We start from the raw sequence: 17,349 nt of genomic DNA on the forward strand, positions 1-17,349 counted from the left end.
TCCATCCCCCTCATCAACCTCTGAATTTTTTAAAATCTACAGGCCTCTTTTCCAGGAAGGCATTTTTTCCTTCTTCCGATTCTTGTGTATTGTAAAACATCGCTAAACTGCCCATCGATAGCTGAGAAATCCCTTGAATGTTTGCACTATCTGCATTAAAGGAATATTTAAGCATCTTTAGCGCAGTTGGACTCTTATCAAGGATCTTTCTTGCCCATTCTTCTGCTGCCTCGTGCAGTTGTTCTGGGGCAACGATTTTGTTCACAAGTCCCATTTCCTTTGCTTCTTGTGCAGAATATTGTTCACACAAATACCAGATTTCCCTTGCTTTCTTTTCTCCGACAATTCGTGCTAAATAAGCTGAACCAAAACCTGCATCATAACTACCGACCTTTGGCCCGCTCTGGCCGAATTTTGCCGTGTCAGATGCAATTGTTAGATCACAAATGACATGAAGGACATGTCCGCCTCCGATGGCAAACCCATTAACCGCTGCAATGACCGGCTTAGGAATGTTGCGGATCGTTTGGTGCAGCGTTTCGATTTCCAGTCCCATTCCACCACCTAAACCACCCGAATGATCATATCCTCCTTCTTCTCCCTTTTCTTTTTGATCCCCACCTACACAAAATGCCTTCTCACCTGCTCCAGTCAGAATCACTATACCAACACGATTATCATCCCAAGCGTCCCGGAAGGCCCAAATTAATTCCTGAATGGTTCTGGCACGAAAAGCATTGTAAACTTTAGGTCTGTTCATTGTTATCTTTGCAATTCCAGCTTTTTTTTCATAGATTACATCTGTTAATTCCATCGTTTTTCATTCCCTTCATTGTCCTAGTCCATTAAGGATGATTTGCCCTGTATCACATTAATTCTCTGTTCAATACGAACTTAATCGGTACCTATTTCGACTGTAAATATTTTCTATTTCTTCTGTATCGTTTCGGTTTCAACTGAATCAAAAATACTAATCCCATTGGATTAATGAGAACGGAACTCCTTTCCTATTATGTCCTTTGCAATGACCATCATATTGGCTTGTGCAGTGCCATCACCAATTTCCAACCCAATCACGTCACGCAAGCGTTGCTCAAGAGGCATTTCCTTCGTATAAGCATAATGACCATTCAACAGTAAACATTCATGGATAGCTTCTACACTATATTTAGGACCTAACCACTTAACAGAAGCCGATTCTTTACTATGATTCAACCCTTGGTCACGAAGCCAAAGTCCTCGATAGGCTTGCCACTTCACCAGTTCTAATTGGGTATAGTGGGTCACAATGGGGAAGGAGACCCCTTGATATGTCGCCAACGGTTTACCAAATGAATGTCTGATTTTTACATGTTCGATGGTTTCATCGATACTTTGTGAAGCGGTGCCCACACATTGCAGCCCTATTAACAGCCGACTTAAATCAAACCCATTCATCACTTGGGAAAACCCTTTATTTTGAAGACCGATCATATACTCTTCCGGAACCTCGACATCGGTTAAATATATCGAACCTCTTCCAATCGGGATATTCCCCATGTCTGTGTACCCTCTACATTCAACTCCTGGAATATCGGCAGGAACCATGAAAGCACTTATCCCTCGATTTCCCCATTCAGGTTCCGTTTTTGCAAATAAAACAAAGGCATCTCCACACATAGCTACACTAATTCCAGACTTTTCTCCATTAAGCACATACTTATTTCCTTTATGGACAGCTGTTGTTTTAATTCCACCTGCATCCGTACCGGCGGATGGCTCCGTAATGGCAATGCCAACAATTTTTTCACCACTTGAAATTTTGGGAAGCCACTCTTTTTTCAGTTCCTCGCTAGCGTGATTATTGATAATTTCACCGATTAATGCATTCAACATCACTGCGTAAGTAAGATTGAAATCACCACGACCTATCTCCTCAGCAGCTATCCCAGTTGTCACACAATCCGCACCGCTTCCTCCATATTCCACTGGAATCCGAAGGCCATTCACGCCAAGATCCCCCAGCCTTTCCCACAAATGTTTTGGAGTAATCCCTTCGCGATCCCATTTTGTATAATGTGGAAGCAACTCTTCCTTAGCAAATTCTTTCAATATTTTACGAAAATAATCTTGCTCTTCCGTAAAAGAAAAATTCAGCATATCATTCCCTCCTTGTTTAATTACTAATTTATCTGATACCTATATTTTGGACATGCTATGAAACATGAAACCTCTTACATGAAAAACTATTATTGCAAATTGTGTGCCAACTAGAATTCGCTACAAATTTGGCTATTGTTTCCTAAAGCTTTCGCAAGTTTGCATTTTTTCGCAATACTGCAAATCGAATTTGCGAAACTTCACAAAAAAATACACACTTTATAAGTGTGCCCTAATGGTTAACCTGATTACCTTTCATTGGATGATTCTGCTATTTCAATTTGTATTTGGCAATTTTCCTATATAAACTAGCAACATGAATTTTCAGCTTTTGAGCTGCTAAAGAACGATCCCCTTTCGAATCTTTTAATGCTCGCTGAATGGCTGATTTTTCAGCATTACCTACAACTTCATCCAACGTACCGGACATGGAATCATCCATTCCAGCTGAGGGAACCTCCATTTTGAAATTAGGTGTAAAATATAAAGAATCCAGTGTTAGGGTCCCTCCATCCACGATATTCATTCCGCGTTCGATTATCGCTTTGATTTCACGGATGTTACCAGGCCAATCATATTGGATAAGCCAATCTTGGAGTTTAGGATCAATTTCTTTCACATTGGACCCTAACTTGATATTGAAATACTCGACGAAATGATATGCCAGAGGAAGAATATCTTCGTGCCGCTCCCTTAAGGAAGGAATTTTCAATTCAAAAACATAAAGTCGATAATATAAATCTTGGCGGAACTTCCCTTCTTGAATAAGGGTTCTTAAATCCCTGTTCGTCGCCGCAATAATACGAATATCAACATTTTTAGTCCCCGTCCCGCCTAGTCTTTCCACTTCCCTTTCCTGTAAAACTCGTAAAAGCTTACCTTGAGCCTGATAAGGCAATTCAGAAATCTCATCTAAAAACAACGTACCATTTTGGGCTAATTCTATTTTTCCAGGCTTACCTTCTTTTTTCGCCCCGCTAAAAGCACCAGCTTCATAACCAAAAATCTCCGATTCAAATAATTCATCTGGAATCGCAGCACAATTGACCGGCACAAAAGGCTGTGCTTTTCTTGTACTCAAACCATGGATCGCTTGTGCAAAAAGTTCCTTTCCCGTTCCCGTTTCCCCTGTAAGCAATACGGTTGAACTGCTAGTAGCTATTCTGGCGGCCAGTTCTTTTACCCTCTCTATCTCCTTACTCTTTCCAACAATCTCTTCAAAGCTATATCGACTTTGAACCATGGAATTTTTCTTGGCTTTATTCTTCTCCAAAGAGTTCGCAAAAAACACTATATCACTGTATTCCAGTTCATCTTGGCGGATGATTATTGTATAAAGGGTATCAGCTTCTCGTCGAACTACCCTTATGAAACAAGAGTGTCCGCTGATCACACCAGAAAATACATGTTTGTGGGCAAGACCTTTCAAAGAAAAGGTGGAAGAAGTGTGAATGACCCTTGTTATGGACTCTCCTATCAAATCAGTCGGCATAATCATGAAATATTCATAAAAATCAGCAGTGGCGCCTATAACTCTTCCATTTTCATCAACTTCAATCGATCCCCAATTCCTTAACACGTTTTTGACATTTTCCATTCACATCACCTAATATCTTGATTACTTAAAACAAAAATTACAACTTGCCCCTTAATGACTTCAATTCCTTCCTGATTAAAACAAGTCACCTTTTGCGTAACCCAATCTCTATTCAAATTAATATCAATGATCTCCAGCTCAGCTGAAATCATATCGCCTATATGTACTGGATGATAAAAGACCAATTCCTTTTGTAAAAGTATACAGGCACTACCAGGGAGTTTTTCACTGATCACTTGAGTGATAAGGCCTTCCGTTAACAAACCAGGTACAACCGGCTTGCTGAAATTACTTTTCCATGCTTCTTTATTCACTTGATAAATCGGACTGTAATCTTTTGTTAGTTCATTACATAATTTTACGTCAGATTCATTAAATGTGCGTTGCAAACTAGCAACCTGGCCGATGAACAAATCAGTGATTGTTAAACTCATGACATCGCTCCTTAACTTTTCAGAATATTCAATTTTAATATAATACTAACTATACATAACTTTCCAAGCAAATACTATAAAATGGTAGTTTATTTGTTGTTTTACTCGTGAATTTGGATGGGTTTACTTGTGAATTCAGCAACTTTACTCGCGAGTTTCGTCGGGTTACTCGTGAATTCAGCAACTTTACTCGCGAGTTTCGCCGGTTTACTCGTGAATTCAGCAACTTTACTCGCGAGTTTCACCGGTTTACTCGTGAATTCAGCAACTTTACTCGTGAGTTTCGTCGGTTTACTCGTGAATTCAGCAACTTTACTCGTGATTTTAATGCCCATAAGAATCCCCCTTATTTTACGAGTTGTTTAGCAGACCCCATTTTCCCTTGATAGAAAGTAAACGCTTCCAAATCTTCGAAATGTGATTCTTGGATTTTCACCTATGAACAAAATATGATCACCAGCATCATACTCTTTCCATGGTTTGCATTCCATCCAGGCGACACTTCCATTTATTTTTGGCGAAATCCCATTGTTATCCCAGTCAATTTCAAGTGTTTCCTGTTTGCTGCCCGCAAATTGCCATGCAATGGATTCTTGTTCATCCGACAAAATAATAATGGTAAATGATCTATCTTTCATGCTATTGCAAGCTTTTGCTTCTTTATGAATTGACACTAAAGCAAGCGGGGGATCCAATGAAACCGAGGTGAATGAATTCACAGTAATGCCCTTTTGAACTTCACGATCGTAACTCCGGTTGGGAATTTACCAAAGCAATTTCTTAACTCTCGCCCATCCTTCTTTTCACCTCCTGCTCTTTTATAATGAATTCATTATAGTAAAGGTAAAAATTTAAAAAATCCGATAATTTCATAATATGAAATTACGTAAAATTTTTAATAGTTTTTTAATACTTTTTTCATTGATGGGAATTCTTACGATTGGTATTTTTTCAATATTTTATTGGATATCGATAAAGGAACACCCCGAAGAAAAGAGTTTCATTACCGCATTACCAAAAATCAGTGTTAAACTATCCATGAACATTCATATTTCCAGCTTAGTTAATCAGTATGGTGTATTCTTGACTCAAATAAAATGAAAGTGGTGAGGGAAGTTTCAATTTTGCGTTCCATTCGAAAGATCTATCAATTTTTTGTGGATATACCTTTAAAAAAAGGAGTGGTTTTGAATAACCGCTACAAGGTAACGTCTGTAATAGGAACAGGTAGCTACGGCATTGTTTATCTTTGCAATGATTTGAAAACGAATGAAAATATAGTGATCAAACAGCTCCGGACAAGTAAACGCCGCAGCAAAAAAGAGCTTGAACAGTTTGAGAGTGAAATCTCCATATTACGAATGTTAAACCACAAAAACATGCCCAAATTTCACGAGAAATTTTCACAAGACGGAAATGTTTATTTTGTGATGGATTTCATTGAAGGGGATAATTTAGAAGATCATATTTTCTTGAATCATATAACGTTCACTGAGAAAGAGTCTCTACTTTTTCTTGATGACCTGGTCGGGTTGGTATCCTTTCTACACAACCATGACATTTTCCATCAAGATTTACGTATACCAAATATTTTACTTAAAGACCATCATCCCATCTTGATAGACTTTGGTTTGTCTAAACGGGCCGTTTCGGCCAATCTCGCAAAAGAATCCATTTTGGAGATGAAAAGGCAGGATTTTTACGATTTGGGGGAAATACTCTTATATGTACTTTATACGACGTACGCTTCCAAAAGTAAAAAGGCTCTTCCTTGGACAGAAGAGCTTTCGTTAGAAAAAGAAACCGTGCATATACTGAAAAGGTTATTAAGCATCCAAGAACCTTATTCAGATATTAAAGAACTCTCAATGGACCTGCATGCTGCATTAGAGTCTAAGAATTTGAATTAGCTGCTACTGCCTCGTCCTTTTCTTTTGTAGCGGTCGCTTCCACCCATGGGAGATCGTTTATACCCTCTGCTGCTACTGCTGCTGCCTCGGCGATAATGACCATGTCTTCGCTCACTGCTGCCTTGGGAAAGTTGTTTGATTTTTTTCATTATTTTCTTCAACATATCTTTCACCTCTTTTATATTGATTTTAAAGCTTGTTATTCATTAGCCTAACATAGTCACAGTATAAACCTTATTAATATGTACTATAAATTTTTTTCATTTGAGTTAATTCCATTACTGCCTTACTTTTCTGGTGGGGTGAGATTATTTTCATTGTTGGTGAAATGATAATGCCCTTACTGCCATCCATTTAAAAGGACATTATTAAAAAGAATCGATAAACCGAATTGTATATTAGACCTCTTCTCCTTAAGTGGACTAATTAGGTATGCCTTGCTGTTTCATCTTGAACGAAGGCTTTACATAAATGAAATATATCAAAACAATCATTGACCAAATCGAATTTCCAATAAAAGGCTGTTGATTGTGTGATATTAATAAAGTCAAACTAATCATTCCGAACAGGGCTGAATATCCAATCATCATCCAAAATCCCCACATTTCCAACCTCATCTATCCGTAGATCATCACGATGGATATAAGCGCCACTAATACTCGAATCAAGCGTTCCGGTACATCAGCAAATCCAAATCTTGTCACCAAGCCTATATGATTGGCATTAGGATCATAGAAAACTAATGTAAACAGTAAAATGCTCGCGCCGAAAATATAAAAATAACCAATAAAAGAAACTCCTATTGGCCTTTTCATAACTATATCCCGCCTCATAAAAAGAATAACAGATCGTTATCGACATTTTCCATTTCAGTGGATTCTTGGTAACTCAAGAATAGCATAAACCGGGTTAATTGAAAATAATCTACCGTTTTGGCGAATCGCCCTGCTCATGAATGAGTATCAGGCAGTAAATAAAAAACCTGGCGAATATTTCATCGCCAGGTTTTTCTTCGTTCATTTTTATTTTACAGCTTCTTTTAATTCCTTACCTGCTTTAAAAGCGGGTACTTTACTAGCTGCAATTTGGATTTCTTCGCCAGTTTGCGGGTTTCTTCCTGTACGAGCTGCACGGTCACGCACTTCAAATGTACCGAAACCAACTAATTGGATTTTTTCTTCTTTAGCAAGAGTAGCCGTGATTGTTTCAAACAATGCATCCACTACTTTTTTTGCGTCGTCTTTTGTCAGTTCAGCTTGTGCTGCCACACTACTCACTAATTCTGTTTTATTCATATGAACACCTCATCCTTTTATATTCTTTAAAGTATGTAGAGAAGACAACATAACATATCTTATATGCGTCTGTCACTTAATATGGCTAAATAAAAGGAAGTGTAACCCTATACTGATTTGTTTTTTAGTCATTTTTTAAGGATAAGGGCTTTGATTAACTCATAATTTGATTCTGTCGGACCATTTTTCAACTTTCTGTAGTTTCCAGCTGCAGCCATTGATAGATGGTATCCATATCAATGTTTTCTTCCAAATGGGAAGCCAAGAGATTGTACGCTTCCTCCCTACGCTCCGAGTCGCTTTGAACGTTTTCATTCACTTCATCCAACCCCTTGTTCCGCCGAATTTGGTTAACTAGTAATCTAGTGAACAAGCGATTATGGAAAATCCCATGAAGGTATGTTCCCATTACCTTGTTGTCAGTGGATATGGCTCCATCCTCTCTTCCATCCTTCAATAAAAGAAAGGGCCTTAATTGTGACTTCAATGTCGTTCTGCCTAAATGTATTTCAAAACCGTTAAGATTCATTTGACCTTCCATTATCCCAGCAGAAAGTACACCTTCCATTTGTACTGTTTTCTTTTCTGCTTGAAATACGGTTTCCACCGGAAGAAGCGAAAGCCCTTCTGCGTTCTCACCATTACCTTCTACAGCGTCAGGATCGAAAAGTTTAGTCCCAAGCATTTGAAAACCGCCGCATATACCAAAGATCATCGTCCCTTGTTCACGCAGTTGATTGATGGCTCCATCCAACCCCACATGTTTCATCCACTCTAAATCTTCCATCGTGTTTTTTGTACCCGGCAAAATAAGAAGGTCAGGATTACCTAACTCATTGACACTGCTTACTAGCCGGACACCTACTCCAGGTTCATCAAAAAAAGGATCCACATCTGTAAAATTGGAAATCCGCGGAAATCTCAAGACGGCTACATCAATCGGAAACTCAGCCTTTTTAGGTTTTTTAAAACGTAAGGAAGAAAGTGCAAGTGAATCTTCCGCTTCAATATTCACATCTAAATAGGGAAGCACCCCGAGAACCGGAATCCCGGTTTCCTTTTCCAACCATTCAATGCCATCGTCCAACAGTTCTCGCATGCCACGAAATTTATTGATGATGATCCCCTTTACACAATCGCGTTCATCTTTATCCAATAAGGCAAGCGTCCCCACGATTGACGCAAATACTCCACCACGATCAATATCGGCCACTAAAATGACAGCCGCATCCGCGAGTTTGGCCATTCGCATATTCGCAATATCCCGGTCCTTAAGGTTAATTTCAGCCGGACTTCCTGCACCTTCGAGTACGATGATGTCATATTCATCTTGAAGCTTTTCCACCGATTTACGGATGATGGGCATGGCTTCTTGGACAAATTGATTCCGATAGCTTTTTGCATTCATATCAAGAAAATGCTTACCGTGCACGATGACTTCCGAAACCATATCCTGCTTCGGTTTCAGTAATATCGGATTCATATCCGTTGTTGGCGTGATCCGTGCTGCCTCCGCCTGTACTCCTTGAGCCCTTCCGATTTCACCGCCATCCAAGGTTACATAAGAATTCAAAGCCATGTTTTGTGATTTGAATGGGACAACACGTAATCCTTTATTGGAAAATACCCGGCAAAATGCCGTACAAATCAAACTTTTCCCTACATCGGATGACGTCCCTTGTATCATGATGGATCGTGCCTTCATTCCGCTCACCCCCTAAAACTCTAATCCTTTGACAGCACCGATACCCTCGTCATAATAATGCTTGGTCGCCTCAATGGATGAAACCAAATCCGCCATTTCCATAAGCTCTTGCTTGGCATCCCTACCGGTAATGACTAAATGCATATGAGCGGGACGATTACGAATCGCATCGATGATTTCAGCCAATGGCAAGACATCTTCTATCGGGAATTTGGAGATGGCTAACGCATTGTTCAACTCATCCAGAACAAGTAAATCAATGTCCGGATCACTAAGGGCCTGTTTCGCCTTTTCCCAAGCTAACTGTAATGCGCTGCGATGCTCTTCAGGTGTTTTGGTCCATGTAAAACCAATACCTAGCTGTTCCATTTCAACTCCTAATTTCTTTAAAGCCAATGCTTCCCCATATGTACGCTCTGGAGATTTTATGAACTGAAGAAATTTGACATTCATTCCTCTGCCGATCGCCCTTAAAGTCACCCCTAATGAGGCAGTTGTCTTCCCTTTCCCATTTCCCGTATAAATAAGGAATAATCCTCTGCGTGCCACTCACTCACCTACCTTCATAGCCATACTGTTTTCTCTATGTATGAAGTCCTTTTAGTAGCAGGAGCTGGTTGGTCGGCTTTAGGGTATCCGACAAAAATGGTGCCGATCACTTTTTTATTTTCCGGTGAACCGATGAAACCGTGCAGGCGTTCATCCCTGACAAGACCCACTCCCCTAGTACGCCAAACGAATCCAAGACCAAGTTCTTTTGCGGCAAGCCACATCGAATGGACGGCACAACAAGAAGCAAAAACATTGTCTTCGGATGAATCCGGATCGTCAGGCAATATATCGGAAGTCACGACAATGATAAGCGGTGTCGTCTTTACGACTTCCAGTGAACTATCAATCAATTTTGGTTTGGTCGGGAAGCGTTCATGTAAATACTTTTCTGCCAATCTTTCATAACGTTGTTTCGCTTCTCCCTTGATCACATAAAAACTCCAAGGTTCACGTAAACGGTCATTAGGGGCATAGGTAGCCGCTTCCAATAACTGCCTTATTTTTTGGTCTTCTACTTCTTTTTCTTCGTAATTCCTTATTGCCCTGCGTTCCTTCAATTCTTGAATGATGGACATTCCGACTCATTCCCTTCAAAAGTGGACTCTGATTCAATCACTCTTTCAAACCATTGGATTTTCTCCCTTAATTGGACGACATCGCCTACTAGAAAGATTGACGGATTTTGAATTTCCTCTTTTATAGCCAGCAAAGAAATCGAACTCAATGTACCGGTAATCGTCCTCTGTTTATCTGTCGTACCCCATTCGATGACAGCCACTGGCGTTTTACCGTCCCTGCCATGCTCCATCAATTTTTCACAGATAAACGGCATATTACCTATTCCCATATAAAAAGCGATGGTATCGATGCCTTGGGCCAATGCCTGCCAATTCAGGTTATCCTGCCCCTTGTAATCACGGCCATGTCCTGTCACAATGGCATAACTTGAGGCATGTTCACGGTGGGTAACCGGGATGCCCGCATAAGCCGGAGCTGCGATTCCCGCTGTGATTCCTGGGACGATATCAAATTCAATTCCGTTAGCAGCCAGTATCTCTGCTTCCTCACCGCCCCGACCAAAGACAAATGGATCTCCACCTTTTAGACGAGTGACGTTTTTCCCCTGTAAGGCTTTTTCCACTAAAAGTTCATGTATTTCATTTTGAATGAGATGATGTTTCCCTGGTGATTTTCCGCAATATACCAGTTCTGCATTTTCTTTTGCATAGGTTAATAGTTCTGGATTGACAAGCCTGTCATATGCAATGACATCCGCCTTTTGGATACATTCCAGCCCATATACCGTAATCAGTTTCGGATCTCCGGGACCCGCACCGACCAGATGTACTTTTCCCGGTTTCATGCTCGCGCCTCCTCTTAATCTTCAAAAAATATCTTTTCCATGTTGATGGTTTCTTGTGTGAATCTGTTTTTTTGTTTTAAGCAAGCATTGATCCAGTTCTTTGCCAGTATTGGATTGGAAGCAAAATGAAAGTGAGTATACCCTGCAACAAGGTTACCTAATACACACCCCTCTTGTTTGGAACCGAATCTGCCTTTGGCTTCGTAAGCATGTGTAAGATCATCATCCGCTTCAAATGTCGAGTAGTGGAATTCATGGCCTTTTGCCTGTTCAGTTTCACTGATCAAAAAATTGCTTGGAGTTCCTGTAATTTCACGATACCCAAGTGCCGCAAGTTTTTTCTGCATTTTAATCCTGCCTGGTATCATTCCTGCCATCTGATGCGTTTCTCCTGAAGTTGTTTCAATCGATTTGCTCAAAAACATGAAACCCCCACATTCCGCCAGGGTCGGCATCCCCTTTTCAATGGAGGTTCTGATGGATCTGATAGCACCCACGTTCCCGGAAAGTTCATCCGCAAATTCCTCAGGAAAACCGCCTCCAAGGTATAAGCCATCCGCATCCAATGGAACTTCTTCCCCTTTTAATGGAGAAAAATACTTGATGTTCGCCCCATATGCTTCAAGCAACTCAAGGTTTTCCTGATAATAGAAATTGAAGGCTGCATCTTTTGCGACAGCAATGCACACGTCCTTTTCATTTTGGGGTTGAAATATATTTGAGTTTCCACTGGAAACTGCCCTTGTCTTTGACAAACGGTATAACTGATCGATATCGATCGTTTCCATGACCAATTGTGCAAGCTTATCGAAAAACGGGTTAAGTTCACCGCGTTCAATTGCAGGAATCAAGCCCAAATGACGGCTAGGAATATCAATATCCATTTCCCGTTTCATATATCCCAGCACCGGTACATCGCATTCTTGCTCAATGGCTGATTTGACGATTTTGTAATGGCCTACACTTCCCACTTGATTGGCAATGACCCCAATGATGTTCGGACCAGTCGAAAAGTCCTGAAATCCTTTTACGATGGCAGCCGCACTCCGTGCCATGCTGGCACAATTGACTACCAACAGGACAGGGCTTTGCGTGATGACGCTGATTTCAGCGGTCGATCCTGTATTGGATAAAGGACTTTTGCCATCGAAAAAGCCCATGACTCCTTCGATGATCGATATATCAGCTCCAGTAGCTGCTTTGTTAAGAATTTCCTTGACGGTGTCATGTTCGAACATCCAACTGTCAAGATTACGTGAAATTCGTCCTGTAACTGCGGTATGATAGGTTGGATCAATATAGTCAGGACCACACTTGAACCCTTGAACTGTATAGCCTTTCTTCTGAAGGGCTGCCATGATTCCGATGGTCAATGTCGTTTTTCCGACACCGCTTCCGGTACCGGCAATTACCAATCTTCTATCGTTCATATAGGTTTCTGCCTCCTTAAAAAGGAATGATCCCAACTGATATGGTTACGTTCCCCGATTTTTTCTTAACCAGTTCCAATTGTTCGGCTTTCGTATAAATCCTGACAGCCGGTTCACTCACACCATATGCACCTGTATATTTAAATACTGTATCGGATGGCGCTTCGATCTGAGCTTGATTAAGCTCTTCCGGTTCATAATAAACAAATTCCCAGCCATATTTTTTAACAACTTCAATTAAGCCAATTTCGTCTTTCTTTAAGGAAATGGTACAGATCGCTTTAACGCTTTTTAAGGAAAACGATAATTCCGCTAGTGTTTCTTCAATCACCTGCTCAATTTCGGCAGCCGCTGTTCCTCTATTGCACCCGATACCGAGAGCAATGACTTGAGGGCGGTAGACGATCCCATTTTCCAAGATTTTCCTTTCCGACTGGCTAAGCATGCGGTGAGTCACGACCAGGGCTGCTTGTGGCTTTGCTTGAAGCGCTTCTTCAATGGACGGGTATACGATTATCCGTTCAGGTAATGCCGTTTCATACGACCACCAGTTCCGTTCACCTGACTCCTGTACAACGGCAACATGCTCTTCATTTACAACGGACGCACTTACTGGCGTCAATTTTTCTGCAGAATCCCAAACCCAGCCAAAACGCTGGCCGAATAAGTCGACAGGAATCGTTTTTTGTACATCCGAAGCCGTAGTGATTATAGCTTTTGCGTCAAGGGCAGCAGCAACTTCCTTAGTCAGTTCATTTGCTCCCCCAAGATGCCCTGACAGTACACTGATGACATTTTCCCCTTTGTCATCAATGACAACCACACCTGGATCCGTTTTCTTATCCTTCAAAATTGGTGCAATCATCCGCACGACTGCACCGAGTGAAATAATTAAAATGATTCCTTTATATTCCTTGAATAAAGCTGGTAAAAGCATACGGACACTTCCCGAAAAAAGCTGGATCTGTTTATGCTCTTCGTCCCCTTTTTCAAATTTGCTCATGTAATAAAGATCGGAATTCGAAAAAACGGTATGTAATTTTCGTGCCAGCTCGACACCATGCTTTGTAATCGCCACGATCGCATAAGTATGTGACCGTTTAATGGGAGCAAGTTCCTCTTCCTTCAATTCAATGATCATGGCTTAACACCTTTTCTGAAACCGTGGGTAAAACTCGCATCATATAGTTTGGAACGGTATTCATCTTTATCATGGATAGTAGGGTCTAACGCCCATCCAGCCAAAATCATTGCATGCTTGCGGATACCATTTTTACGCATATCATCATCTAAATTCACTAAAGTGGTACGGACGATTTTTTGGTCCGGCCATGTTGCCCGTTGAATGACTGCGACCGGAGTATCATCCTGCCAACCGGCTGCCTGGAGTTCTTTAACGATTTTTTTAGTCAAGGTCGCACTCAAGAAGAGGGCAATCGTACAGTGATGACTAGCCAAATCACGTAACTTCTCAAATTCCGGAACAGGCGTACGTCCTTCAGCCCTCGTCAATATGAGTGTCTGGGTTAAATCCGGGATAGTCAGCTCTGCTCCTATTGCCGCTGCCGAGGCAAACACCGAACTTACGCCAGGGATCACCTCATAACCAATACCTTCTTTCTTCAATAGGACAATTTGTTCCATGATTGCGCCGTACATGGCAGGATCCCCTGTATGGATCCTGGCAACCAGCTTTCCTTCTTTAACTCGATTAACCATAATGCCAACAATTTCTTCTAAATGCATTCCAGCCGTTTTTAGCACCTCGGCATCCGGTTTTGCCTTAGCAATCAATTCCTCATTCACTAATGAATCCGTATATAAAATCACATCCGCCGTTTGAAGAATGTTCAATCCTTTTACAGTAATCAAATCCGGATCTCCTGGGCCAGCACCTACGATAAATATCTTCATTTTCTCACCACCATCAATGTTAAGTATTCTAGTTCAAGTCCTTCCAATTCACTCACTTTCCAAATCACTTCTTCATCGGATGTGACTTTGGTAACGACCGAGGCCTTTTCAAGCAAGTCTAAATCTTTTAAAACAGTAATCATTAAATCGATGACTTTTGCCACTTTAATGAACACCACGGCATCATGATCTTCAATTGCCTTCTTCATCGCTTCATAATCATCCCTTGCCGGAACAATCGCGACATGATCATCACCATCCGCCAAAGCGATGCCCAACCTTGACGCCGATCCATTAAACGAAGAAATACCCGGGACTGTCTTGATTTCGACTTCGGGATGCAGCTCCTGCATCAATTTCATCATATGTATGAACGTACTATATAAAAGAGGATCACCTTCCGTAACGAAAGCAACATCTTTTCCTTCGTATAACTTTTGCCAAACCTTTTCAACCGTTCCGTTCCATTCCCGATCCAAAATCGCTTGATCTTTCGTCATCGGAAAAACAAGGCCCAGCATATCCTTCTCTTCAGGACGGATGTAAACCTCAACGATGCGGTGGGCGTAGCTTTTACTGCCTTTTCTTTTTTTTGGATATGCAATGACCGGAGATTCCTGAATCACGCGAAATGCCTTTACTGTAATTAGCTCTGGATCGCCCGGGCCAACGCCAAGGCCATATAATGTACCAAGATTACTCATTCATGTCTTCCTTTCTTTGTGCAGTAATGATATAAACCGGATTAAGTGGTACAAATCTGTTCATTCCCAATATTGGCTTACTTCGGGAAATTTGCGCATGCATGATGGAAGTGTGAAAACCAGCTTCCGCAAATGCCTCATTAGCCCGGTAAAGATTCTCAATCGTTGCAGCATTTAGAACGATCCTGCCGCCCTCTTTTAGCCGTTTACAGCAAGTATTGATTAGATCTACCATTTCGCCGCCAGTCCCCCCAATAAAGATCGCATCAGGATCTGGAAAAGTTTCCAATCCTTGCGGAGCTTTACCATGAATGGCTGTTATATCGGTACGGAATTTACGTTGGTTTTGATAACAGTTTTCTAAGTCAGGCTCATTTTTTTCAATTGCGAAGATTTGTCCTTCGGATGCAAGCTTAGCCGCTTCAATTGCCATTGACCCCGTACACGTCCCAACATCCCAAACTATGCTGTTTTTTCTGAGCTTCAGCGCATGCAGGCTTAATACTCTAATTTCCTTTTTGGTTATGAGTCCTTTATCCGGCTTACGTTGTGAAAATTCTTCATCTTCTATCCCTAAAGACCAACTTGGACCTTCAGATTTTCTTTTCAAAATGACCACATTCAACGGGGAGAATTCCCGCTCCATCATTTCCTCAAGTTCATACCAGCCTGAGTTTTCAGTTTCTCCTTGAAGATTTTCAGCCACGAATGCCCGATATTCAGTCATTCCGAATGAAAGGAGATATTTAGCCAGTTGGTTGGGAGTATTTTCGATGTCAGTAAGCAAGGCAACTTTCGCTTTCCCATCAATCCTTTGGGCTAGCCCTTTCATACTGCGGCCATGAACACTAACTAGAAAAGCATCTTGCCAGCTTTCACCCATTTTTGCAAAAGCAAGCTGAATGGAACTGAAATATGGGTAAACCTCCATGTTGATTTTGCTGGAAAGATAGCCTCCCATTCCATAAAACAATGGGTCACCGGAAGCCAAGACAACCGTTGGACGAGTTTCATCCTGCAATTGTTCTACCACTTTTTTCAAACCGCCCTTTATGACAATCTTCTTGCCGGAATAGTTCGGAAAGAAGGATAAGACCCTCTCACCCCCGACCAGCACTTCACTTTCTTCTATCCATTGGGCATATTGAGGCAGTAAGCTTTCCTGACCGTTATCCCCTATCCCGATTAATTTCATCGATTGACTCAATTCCAACAGCCCTTCCCAGTAATTGTCCTTTCAACGAATAAATCGCCGTTTCCATTTCAATGCCACCCTTCACTTGCTTTATAGCAGAGTGACAGCAGGATTCACATAGTTTATTAAAAAAATCAAAATTATTGATTGCTGACATCATATCCCCGACTTGTGACGCTGTATTTGCATTCTTGATTTCAAGAACAAGATCATCTTCAGCTCCGACGCTTTGGGCTATTTCCGATAGAAAACCGAAGTCGACCGGAGCGCTTTTTGAATGCACCATCATCACACCTTGGGCAACTTTGGAAAATTTACCCATCATACCGATCAGTGATACCTTTTTAATTCCCTGCCTTTTACATTGCTTAAGTGAGAAGCCTACAAAATCACCCATTTCAATAAAGGCTTCCTCAGGTAAATCCTGAAGAAGGCCCATTGCATACTTTTCACTGCGCCCGCCAGTGGTTAAGACAAGATGCTCACACCCACTCGCCTTGGCGACACTGATAGCCTGGACGATACTTGCCATATAGGCGGAACTGGAAAAAGGGACGACGGTGCCCCTTGTTCCCAAAATGGAAATGCCTCCTACAATCCCAAGGCGGCCATTTAATGTTTTTTTCGCTATTTCTTCACCTGCAGGCACGGAGATAACGACTTTCACTCCTCTATTAATCTTAAATTCTTCCAAGGTTTGTTGCACAGTGGTTAATATCATTTTGCGCGGTACAGGATTAATGGCCGCTTCCCCTACAGGAACGGGAAGCCCGGGTTTGGTCACTCGCCCCACACCAATCCCTCCATCCAAGATGATCCCAGGTGCATCCGACCAGCTGACAGTAGAAATGATATGTGCCAAATGGGTGGCATCTGGATCATCTCCGGCATCTTTAATCGTTTCTGCACTAACCGAATTTTCCGATATATCATATCTCTCAATGGTGAAAGTGGCATCACGGCCGATAGGCAAGGAAATCGTAGCCTCCTCAAGGGCATCCCCCGTTATCAAAGCGGTCAATGCCGCTTTAGTCACGGCTGTCGAACATGCCCCCGTCGTATACCCATGGCGCATTTGTGAGGGATCTTTTTTTACTTTCTTTTCCATGTT

Annotated in this window: 20 protein-coding genes; 2 read left to right on the forward strand and 18 right to left on the reverse strand. The window is 41.5% G+C overall.

The features are described 5' to 3' along the window. Positions 1–13: 13 nt before the first annotated feature. The 4 genes from menB to QUF86_RS21055 all read right to left on the reverse strand — a co-directional run bounded on the left by menB (position 14) and on the right by QUF86_RS21055 (position 4,170). Positions 14–814 (reverse strand): 1,4-dihydroxy-2-naphthoyl-CoA synthase, encoded by an 801-nt coding sequence (gene menB / locus QUF86_RS21040; protein WP_289335514.1) that lies wholly within the window; start codon positions 812–814, stop codon positions 14–16. Between the two features lie 170 nt (positions 815–984). After that, positions 985–2,139: an acyl-CoA dehydrogenase family protein gene (locus QUF86_RS21045; RefSeq protein ID WP_289335515.1), complete on the reverse strand. Its 1,155-nt coding sequence runs from the start codon at positions 2,137–2,139 to the stop codon at positions 985–987. Positions 2,140–2,410: 271 nt separating this feature from the next. Beyond that, the gene (locus tag QUF86_RS21050) at positions 2,411–3,736 is read right to left on the reverse strand and encodes a sigma-54 interaction domain-containing protein (protein ID WP_289335516.1); all 1,326 of its coding nucleotides are present in this window, start codon (positions 3,734–3,736) and stop codon (positions 2,411–2,413) included. A gap of 5 nt (positions 3,737–3,741) precedes the next feature. Beyond that, positions 3,742–4,170 carry a MaoC/PaaZ C-terminal domain-containing protein gene (locus QUF86_RS21055; RefSeq protein ID WP_289335517.1) on the reverse strand — a complete coding sequence of 143 codons (429 nt, stop codon included), beginning with the start codon at positions 4,168–4,170 and terminating at the stop codon, positions 3,742–3,744. A 129-nt stretch (positions 4,171–4,299) separates the two neighbouring features. Here QUF86_RS21055 and QUF86_RS21060 point away from each other — a divergent pair, with 129 nt between their 5' ends. Next, entirely contained in the window at positions 4,300–4,536 is a 237-nt protein-coding gene (locus tag QUF86_RS21060; protein ID WP_289335518.1) for a hypothetical protein, read from the forward strand. On the opposite strand, the gene QUF86_RS21065 is transcribed toward QUF86_RS21060, so the two are convergent. Next, the gene (locus QUF86_RS21065) at positions 4,533–4,889 is read right to left on the reverse strand and encodes a flavin reductase family protein (RefSeq protein WP_289335520.1); all 357 of its coding nucleotides are present in this window, start codon (positions 4,887–4,889) and stop codon (positions 4,533–4,535) included. The genes QUF86_RS21060 and QUF86_RS21065 overlap by 4 nt on opposite strands. Before the next feature lie 405 nt (positions 4,890–5,294). Between QUF86_RS21065 and QUF86_RS21070 the strand changes: the two genes are divergently transcribed. Next, positions 5,295–6,080, forward strand: a complete 786-nt coding sequence (locus QUF86_RS21070) for a protein kinase domain-containing protein (RefSeq protein WP_289335522.1) — start codon at positions 5,295–5,297, stop codon at positions 6,078–6,080. Here QUF86_RS21070 and QUF86_RS21075 read toward each other — a convergent pair. From QUF86_RS21075 to QUF86_RS21135, 13 genes are all read right to left on the reverse strand, one after another. After that, entirely contained in the window at positions 6,064–6,195 is a 132-nt protein-coding gene (locus QUF86_RS21075; RefSeq protein WP_289316640.1) for a hypothetical protein, read from the reverse strand. The two genes, QUF86_RS21070 and QUF86_RS21075, sit on opposite strands and share 17 nt — an antisense overlap. A 502-nt stretch (positions 6,196–6,697) precedes the next feature. Then, on the reverse strand, positions 6,698–6,895 hold the full coding sequence (locus tag QUF86_RS21080; protein ID WP_289335523.1) for a hypothetical protein: 198 nt from the start codon (positions 6,893–6,895) through the stop codon (positions 6,698–6,700). A gap of 207 nt (positions 6,896–7,102) precedes the next feature. Continuing rightward, positions 7,103–7,375: an HU family DNA-binding protein gene (locus QUF86_RS21085; RefSeq protein WP_063233522.1), complete on the reverse strand. Its 273-nt coding sequence runs from the start codon at positions 7,373–7,375 to the stop codon at positions 7,103–7,105. Positions 7,376–7,562: 187 nt separating this feature from the next. Continuing rightward, positions 7,563–9,080 (reverse strand): cobyric acid synthase, encoded by a 1,518-nt coding sequence (locus QUF86_RS21090; RefSeq protein WP_289335524.1) that lies wholly within the window; start codon positions 9,078–9,080, stop codon positions 7,563–7,565. Between the two features lie 12 nt (positions 9,081–9,092). Next, positions 9,093–9,629 carry a cob(I)yrinic acid a,c-diamide adenosyltransferase gene (locus QUF86_RS21095; RefSeq protein WP_289335525.1) on the reverse strand — a complete coding sequence of 179 codons (537 nt, stop codon included), beginning with the start codon at positions 9,627–9,629 and terminating at the stop codon, positions 9,093–9,095. Positions 9,630–9,643: 14 nt separating this feature from the next. Further along, positions 9,644–10,207: a nitroreductase family protein gene (locus tag QUF86_RS21100; protein ID WP_289335526.1), complete on the reverse strand. Its 564-nt coding sequence runs from the start codon at positions 10,205–10,207 to the stop codon at positions 9,644–9,646. After that, positions 10,186–10,995: a uroporphyrinogen-III C-methyltransferase gene (cobA, locus tag QUF86_RS21105; RefSeq protein ID WP_289316644.1), complete on the reverse strand. Its 810-nt coding sequence runs from the start codon at positions 10,993–10,995 to the stop codon at positions 10,186–10,188. Before cobA ends, QUF86_RS21100 begins: the two co-directional genes overlap by 22 nt. Positions 10,996–11,009: 14 nt before the next feature. Further along, complete coding sequence (locus tag QUF86_RS21110) at positions 11,010–12,425, reverse strand: cobyrinic acid a,c-diamide synthase CobB (RefSeq protein WP_289335527.1); 1,416 nt, start codon at positions 12,423–12,425, stop codon at positions 11,010–11,012. A gap of 16 nt (positions 12,426–12,441) precedes the next feature. Beyond that, entirely contained in the window at positions 12,442–13,566 is a 1,125-nt protein-coding gene (locus QUF86_RS21115) for a cobalt-precorrin 5A hydrolase (RefSeq protein WP_289335528.1), read from the reverse strand. Further along, positions 13,563–14,339: a precorrin-4 C(11)-methyltransferase gene (cobM, locus tag QUF86_RS21120; RefSeq protein ID WP_289335529.1), complete on the reverse strand. Its 777-nt coding sequence runs from the start codon at positions 14,337–14,339 to the stop codon at positions 13,563–13,565. The genes QUF86_RS21115 and cobM overlap by 4 nt, the downstream gene beginning before the upstream one ends. After that, positions 14,336–15,043, reverse strand: coding sequence for a precorrin-2 C(20)-methyltransferase (gene cobI / locus QUF86_RS21125; protein WP_289316648.1), 708 nt, complete (start codon positions 15,041–15,043; stop codon positions 14,336–14,338). Before cobI ends, cobM begins: the two co-directional genes overlap by 4 nt. Beyond that, complete coding sequence (gene cbiE, locus QUF86_RS21130) at positions 15,036–16,250, reverse strand: precorrin-6y C5,15-methyltransferase (decarboxylating) subunit CbiE (RefSeq protein WP_289335530.1); 1,215 nt, start codon at positions 16,248–16,250, stop codon at positions 15,036–15,038. Before cbiE ends, cobI begins: the two co-directional genes overlap by 8 nt. Then, the gene (locus QUF86_RS21135; RefSeq protein WP_289335531.1) at positions 16,213–17,346 is read right to left on the reverse strand and encodes a cobalt-precorrin-5B (C(1))-methyltransferase; all 1,134 of its coding nucleotides are present in this window, start codon (positions 17,344–17,346) and stop codon (positions 16,213–16,215) included. Before QUF86_RS21135 ends, cbiE begins: the two co-directional genes overlap by 38 nt. Positions 17,347–17,349 lie beyond the last annotated feature (3 nt).

Source organism: Peribacillus sp. NJ11, assembly GCF_030348405.1.
Classification (GTDB): Bacteria; Bacillota; Bacilli; order Bacillales; family DSM-1321; genus Peribacillus.

Bases quoted from the DNA above. Each gene is read 5' to 3' on its own strand.
- menB (WP_289335514.1), bottom strand. From the start codon at position 814: ATGGAATTAACAGATGTAATCTATGAAAAAAAAGCTGGAATTGCAAAG.
- QUF86_RS21045 (WP_289335515.1), bottom strand. From the start codon at position 2,139: ATGCTGAATTTTTCTTTTACGGAAGAGCAAGATTATTTTCGTAAAATA.
- QUF86_RS21050 (WP_289335516.1), bottom strand. From the start codon at position 3,736: ATGGAAAATGTCAAAAACGTGTTAAGGAATTGGGGATCGATTGAAGTT.
- QUF86_RS21055 (WP_289335517.1), bottom strand. From the start codon at position 4,170: ATGAGTTTAACAATCACTGATTTGTTCATCGGCCAGGTTGCTAGTTTG.
- QUF86_RS21080 (WP_289335523.1), bottom strand. From the start codon at position 6,895: ATGAAAAGGCCAATAGGAGTTTCTTTTATTGGTTATTTTTATATTTTC.
- QUF86_RS21085 (WP_063233522.1), bottom strand. From the start codon at position 7,375: ATGAATAAAACAGAATTAGTGAGTAGTGTGGCAGCACAAGCTGAACTG.
- QUF86_RS21090 (WP_289335524.1), bottom strand. From the start codon at position 9,080: ATGAAGGCACGATCCATCATGATACAAGGGACGTCATCCGATGTAGGG.
- QUF86_RS21100 (WP_289335526.1), bottom strand. From the start codon at position 10,207: ATGTCCATCATTCAAGAATTGAAGGAACGCAGGGCAATAAGGAATTAC.
- cobA (WP_289316644.1), bottom strand. From the start codon at position 10,995: ATGAAACCGGGAAAAGTACATCTGGTCGGTGCGGGTCCCGGAGATCCG.
- QUF86_RS21110 (WP_289335527.1), bottom strand. From the start codon at position 12,425: ATGAACGATAGAAGATTGGTAATTGCCGGTACCGGAAGCGGTGTCGGA.
- QUF86_RS21115 (WP_289335528.1), bottom strand. From the start codon at position 13,566: ATGATCATTGAATTGAAGGAAGAGGAACTTGCTCCCATTAAACGGTCA.
- cobM (WP_289335529.1), bottom strand. From the start codon at position 14,339: ATGAAGATATTTATCGTAGGTGCTGGCCCAGGAGATCCGGATTTGATT.
- cobI (WP_289316648.1), bottom strand. From the start codon at position 15,043: ATGAGTAATCTTGGTACATTATATGGCCTTGGCGTTGGCCCGGGCGAT.
- QUF86_RS21135 (WP_289335531.1), bottom strand. From the start codon at position 17,346: ATGGAAAAGAAAGTAAAAAAAGATCCCTCACAAATGCGCCATGGGTAT.